This window comes from Okeania sp. SIO2F5, from assembly GCF_010692685.1.
Taxonomy (GTDB): domain Bacteria; phylum Cyanobacteriota; class Cyanobacteriia; order Cyanobacteriales; family Microcoleaceae; genus Okeania; species Okeania hirsuta.
In genome coordinates, this window is the sequence record NZ_JAAHGU010000232.1 from 1 (window position 1) to 6,217 (window position 6,217).

4 protein-coding genes and 1 rRNA gene are annotated in these 6,217 nt (G+C 36.2%); 2 read left to right on the forward strand and 3 right to left on the reverse strand.

Annotated elements, in window-relative coordinates; all coding sequences use genetic code 11:
- Window positions 1-445 precede the first annotated feature (445 nt).
- Window positions 446-1,531 carry a DUF1611 domain-containing protein gene (locus tag F6K27_RS31940; protein WP_287279875.1) on the reverse strand — a complete coding sequence of 362 codons (1,086 nt, stop codon included), beginning with the start codon at window positions 1,529-1,531 and terminating at the stop codon, window positions 446-448.
- Window positions 1,532-2,135: 604 nt separating this feature from the next.
- On the opposite strand from F6K27_RS31940, the gene F6K27_RS31945 reads away from it, so the two are divergent.
- Window positions 2,136-3,611 (forward strand): sodium:alanine symporter family protein, encoded by a 1,476-nt coding sequence (locus F6K27_RS31945; RefSeq protein WP_287279877.1) that lies wholly within the window; start codon window positions 2,136-2,138, stop codon window positions 3,609-3,611.
- A 428-nt stretch (window positions 3,612-4,039) separates the two neighbouring features.
- On the opposite strand, the gene era is transcribed toward F6K27_RS31945, so the two are convergent.
- Complete coding sequence (gene era, locus F6K27_RS31950; RefSeq protein ID WP_287279878.1) at window positions 4,040-4,972, reverse strand: GTPase Era; 933 nt, start codon at window positions 4,970-4,972, stop codon at window positions 4,040-4,042.
- Window positions 4,973-5,488: 516 nt separating this feature from the next.
- Here era and F6K27_RS31955 point away from each other — a divergent pair.
- Window positions 5,489-5,950: a hypothetical protein gene (locus F6K27_RS31955; protein WP_287279879.1), complete on the forward strand. Its 462-nt coding sequence runs from the start codon at window positions 5,489-5,491 to the stop codon at window positions 5,948-5,950.
- 142 nt (window positions 5,951-6,092) lie between these two features.
- On the opposite strand, the gene F6K27_RS31960 is transcribed toward F6K27_RS31955, so the two are convergent.
- Window positions 6,093-6,217 (reverse strand): 23S ribosomal RNA (locus tag F6K27_RS31960); the annotation flags it as partial.

Genomic DNA, 6,217 nt, shown 5'->3' on the forward strand with positions numbered 1-6,217 from the left:
CGTTCGGTTAACTTCCTAGGAGGAATTTATTTGGCAGCTTCTGTCATTTTATTAGCATAGCGATCGCCATCGACCTAGAGCATACAATACCCATTTTGTCAATTTTTTAATTGATGACACGCCCTAGTATTTTGGGACGATTATGACAGAAAAATCACTCTTACAATTTTTCCGACTACCTCCTCTATAATTCCCCGTTCCTCCTGTCTCTTGTCTCCTGTCTCCTGTCTCCTACCCCTACTAAAAGACTTTTTCAGCAAACCCTAATTAAATAATTCGCGCCTTCCCTTTGAAGGGGAAAAAAGCGGTCTATCTTCGGAGCTTCCCGAAGGGTGGGATGGCGAGGTCTCGGAGCCATATCCAATCGACCAAGAGAAGAAATAATATTTCCTTATATTCAATTCCGTCACGGTTAAAACCCGAGGTAATTATCAATTATCCATTATCAATTAATGAACTGTTGCCTGTTGCCTACTATAACTGCATCCAATAATAGATCCGCACCAAAACGCACAGGGTCAGTGCAAGGCAAACCAGTCTCTATTTCCATTTGAGCGATCGCTTCTTTAGCCGTCACTTCATCTAAATGAAAAGTATTCATAGCAATACCAATAACTCGCACTGCTTCCATAGCGCCACCAGCAGCGACTACCATCTCATAGAACTCAATTACTTTAGGTAACGGTGGAATCAAAACACTGGGATGATTGCGAATATGAGTTTGATTAGCACGATGCACCAAGATTAAATCCGTGGGTTGAGTACCGCGCAATAGTGGGAGGGTAGCAGTAGAACCTGGATGCAATAGAGAACCTTGGCCTTCAATAATCAGTAAGTCGTGGGTCTTACCAAACTGCATAATCATTTGTTCCACTGCTCCAGCAGCAAAGTCAACTCGCACTGCATCTAAGGCAATACCATTGCCAGCAATCATTAAACCTGCTTGTCCTGTGGCGAGAAATTTAGAGTTTAAACCTCGGCGTTGAGCTGTGGCATTGAGTTCTAAACTGGTAGACATTTTACCGATAGCCATATCAGTACCCACTGTTAAGACTCGGCGACAAGAAAGTGTTCTAGCTTTCCCGCTGGCAATAGTTAATCCTTGAGGTTCCTGACGCACATCCCATATCCATTGCGTAGGTCGCAATAGTGGTTGAATTTCTGGATGATTTGCCAGAAAGCTATGCAAACCGTTGACTACTGATAACCCAGAAGTAACTGCTTGTTTGATTTCTCCAAACCATTCATCAGGTAAAGCACCGCCGGAAGGAGCAATACCAATGACTAATACTTCTGGGTCAAAAGCGATCGCTTCGGCAACAGAAGCAACTATTGGTATATCGCGGGGAATTTTAGTAAGTTCGGGTAATGATTTTCCGGCACATTGGCGATCGATTACAGCAACGATTTCTGCTTTACTGTAGCGCAATAGTGATAAGCCAGTTTTACCTGATGTACCCTGGATGCCATTGTGTAGGAGAATTGCTATTTTACTATTTTGAATTTTTGATTGTGTATTTTCTGCAGTCATGGTTTTTTAACGAATAAATTTTCTTTCGGAATGCTGCGCAAACAGCTCTTAGCAGTCAGCACTGAGTGCAAATAATGAAGTCAGAAGTCAGAAGTTATTTTTGTAACAGGGATTTGAGCAAGGCTCCAAAAATATTTCGCCTTAAAAGGCGGGGTTTTAAAACCAATTATTTTGATAATGAATAATTTTTTCAGGTTGAAGGAGCGTACCTTGGCAGTAACTTTTAATTCTCTCTCAATTTTTCAATTGCTTTGACCTCCTACTCTCATAAATAGCTGATAGCTGATGGCTGAATGCTTACAGTACAAGTAATAGTTAATAATGAACCTAGTATACAAATAGAGTTCCTTTTCTAACTTAAAATCTGTAAAGGTAATTTACAAATCTCTGTATAACCTTAACTATAAGATTTAGTTTAAACTAGCATTCATTGAAAATTGTGTAATAATTTGTTAAAAATATATTTTTAATCAATGTTCTTGACTGTAGGTTTAAAAATAATAAACCCATGAGTATATATTAATGATATCTAATGATATCTATTATTATTTTGCTCATTAGAGATAATTAAATACAAAATTTTCCTCAAAAATTAGTCAAAAGTATGCTGTTGTCCATAATATTTATTACTACAGTAAATTTTACTGCTTTAGCTGTCACAAAGGTCGAAAATACTAATATTTTTAGTGCGATTGATGGGATTTTTCAAAAGTTAGTAGCCATTCTAGAAAAAATTATCTTTTTTGATATTGCTGGTTTTCCACTAATTGTATTGTGGCTAATTTTAGGAGCAATTTTACTAACATTTCGTATGGGGTTTATTAATATCCGAGGTTTTAAACACGCTATTGATATCGTGAGAGGAAAATATGATTCCCCAGAAGATGAAGGAGAAGTTACTCACTTCCAAGCTCTTGCCACAGCTATTTCTGGCACAGTGGGTATAGGAAATGTGGCAGGTGTCGCGATCGCCATCCAATTAGGCGGGCCTGGTGCAGTATTTTGGATGACTATTGGTGGGTTATTTGGTATGACCAGCAAATTTACAGAATGTACTCTCGGTCTGAAATACCGAAGAATCAACTCAGATGGTTCTATAGCTGGAGGCCCAATGTATTATTTATCCAAAGGTCTAGCTAATATGGGATTCCGTGCAGTGGGACAAGGAATGGCCACTTTATTTGCATTCTTCTGCGGACTATCTACCCTAGTTGGTGCTAGCATTTTCCAAACCAATCAGTCTTACATCGCCGTTTCTAATGTTATACTTGGGTTATCAAGTTGGGTTTATGGTGCGATCGTGGCAATATTAGTAGCGATCGTCATTCTGGCTGGAATGAAACGTATTGGTACAGTTGCTGGTAGTTTAGTACCAACAATGGCAGTTATTTATATTGTTGCTTGTCTGTGGATTTTAGGTATTAATTTTACAGAAATTCTGCCAGCTTTTGGTAAAATTTTCACTGAAGCTTTTTCTCCTTCAGCAGTCGTTGCTGGTGGTTTTGTCACAACATTTTCTATAGGGTTAAGACGGTCAGCTTATTCTAATGAAGCAGGATTAGGTACTGCATCTATTCCCCATGCTTCTGCTAAAACTAATGAACCAATTCGAGAAGGAATAGTTGCTTTATTAGAACCATTTATTGATACAGTTATTGTCTGTAATATGACAGCTTTAGTAATTGTAATTACAGGAGTTTATCAAGATTCTCGGGAAGGAATTGATGGAGTAAAAATGACTTCTGATGCTTTTGCTTCAGTTTTTACTTGGTCCCCTTATCTGTTGGCTTTTGCTGTTTTCTTATTTGCTTTTTCAACTATGATTGGTACTGCTTATCAAGGAATAATTTCTTGGAATTATTTGTTTGGCAGTCAGACAGCTATTATTCCTAAAATAATCTATATTTTGGGTGTAATAATTGGTGCTAATGTTAGTGTTGGTGCTGCATTAGATTTTACGGATATGATGCTTTTAGCGATGGCTTTTCCTAATTTAATTGGTTGCTATTTAATGTCAGGTGAAGTTGCGTCCGATCTAAAAAATTATATGCTTCGTTTGCAGTCAGGAACAATGCATTGAAAAAGGCAGAAGGCAGAAGGCAGAAGGCAGAAGGGAAGGAAAGGTTCAAAGGGATAAGGTTTTTGTTATTAGTGATTATCCTAACATGATATAAGTAATGAAATCCATCATTAATTAATACCTATTCTTACCATTTTTACGGATATTTTCCGATTTACATTTTGGTAATAATTCAGGTGAAAGCGAACGCCTAATATTATTTATTCTATTTCACCTTAACAAATTCATAGTCTAATTGATCAATGCCAATTCTTTATATCTTTAGAGTCTAAACTAATATATTTTTATTTGAAAGTGTAATATCATATCTTGATAATTAGTGATAGAAAAACTTTCTCTTTCTTCTTCTTTTTTCCCTCCTGACTCCTGATTTATGACTCCTTCGTCATTTATTTATAACTGTTTAACCAGACATGATATAATTTCTTTTATTCCTCAACTTGATAACCCAATTCTGCTAATTGAATTCGAGACTGTCGCCATTTAGATTGAACTTTTACAAATAATTCCAAATAAACTTTTCCAGCAATTAACTTTTGAATTTGTTGACGTGCTGCACTACCAATAGCTTTTAACATATTCCCGCCTTTACCTATAATAATTCCTTTCTGAGATGAACGTTCAACATGAATAGTAGCAAGAATACGAGTAATATTTGTTTCCTCTTCTACTCTATCAATAGCGATCGCTACTGAGTGCGGTACTTCTTCACGAGTCAAAAGTAAGATTTGCTCTCGGATCAATTCCCCCATAATAAAACGTTCTGGTTGGTCAGTTACTAAGTCAGGAGGATAATAATAAGGTCCAGCTTCAAGATGTTCAATCAACAAATCTTGTAGTCCTTTTACTCCTTCTCCTGTAAGAGCAGAAAATTTCACTATTTGCCAGGGGTGGGGAGCGATCAATTGATGATAACTAGCTTCTATTTCCCGATCATCTTGAGGTTGTAAGTCTAATTTATTCAAACCTAAAATCACAGGAGTATCTGTTTTGTTGAGTAAATCTATAATATATCGATCGCCCCCACCAGCTATTACTGACCCATCCACTACCAGCAACACTACATCCACAGATTGGATTGCTATTTTAGCATTTTGAACTAATACCTTGCCCAATTGGTGATGAGGTTTATGAATACCAGGAGTATCAACAAAAATCATCTGCGCTGCTTCTGTAGTCAAAATACCACGGAGACGATTACGAGTAGTTTGAGCAACTGGGGAAGTAATAGCAATTTTTTGCCCTACCAGTTGATTCATTAAAGTAGATTTGCCAACATTAGGCCGTCCTATTATACCAACAAATCCAGATTTATATCCCGCAGGTGCTACGGGAATTATCATACTTGTGGACAATTCCATTTTTGTATTTTTTTTATTTTATATATTTCAAAAATAACAACTTATTAAGTAAAATTTTTTTGATATTAACTGATAGATACTATACATTTTTCTTGTGGTTATCAGAATATTATTAAAATACAAGGATTAAAGTATATTATTCTGAAGTGACTCATCATCAGTAAAATATTAACTTCAGTGCTTACATTAATTTAATTCATGTAGTAGTGAATAATTATAGCAGTCGAAGGAAAGGTGAAAACATCCAAAGCTAGATTTTTTATTCTGCCTTCTGCGATAACAGATATCTTACTTTATTAAGATATGCTGTTGAATTTTACAGTATTTTGTAGAGTCTGATAATTTTGCCTTGTTTAAGTTGTTCGCCAGTTACTTTTGACTTCTCTTTATTTAAAGAAGTTAATTTATTTAGGCGATGGAAAGCATCAAGGGCAGAAACTTTAGAAACTTTAAAGATTTGCCAAACTAACTTGTTAGTTGATATCTAATTAAATCGATCTAGAACTAGGAAAAAAAATGAAAAAATTTTCTACATTATTAGGAAGTGTTTGTGCTTTAGTCGTTGCAAATTTACCTCTACCAGCTTTGGCAATACCATCTGATTTCGATTACAAATCTGGTAAGGAAGAATATTATCCATTACCAGATTTGTCTATTCCTTACAGAACTTTACCCAGAAAATTTGATTTTCCAATTATTACTGAAGTTGATGTTGATGACAGCATCAGTACAGATTCTCCAATAACTGATGCTTTTGTTAACAACTTACCTCCTATACCCACTGGAATTACTCTAGATGAGCTTTTGCGTTACAGAGCGGAGTACACTGCTTCTATAGAAGCTTGGGGAGAAGAGGTTACAGAATGTTTGAATAAAAAACCACGATTATTGAGAGTTAGCACAGGCAACCCAGTTATTATTAATGGAGAAGAAGGCACAATAGTTCTAAATGCTAACAATCGTGCTGTTTGTAGGTAACGCAAGGTAACGTAAAAAAGAAAGCCTGCTTCTAAATTCAACGAATAGAAACAAGCTTTCTTTTTTTAAAGAGAATAATCTTTTTAAAGACAATAACTAAAGAAACAAAGAAGGCTGCATAGTCAGAAGTGAAAAGAGAAATGAGGTCAAGTCCTCGGTCTGTTAGTGTGTCTAGGCTGCATACATTACTGCATTTCCACCGAACACCTATTAACGGGTAGTCTTCCCGTGACCTTACCTACTTAAAGTAGTGAGAGCACTCATCTT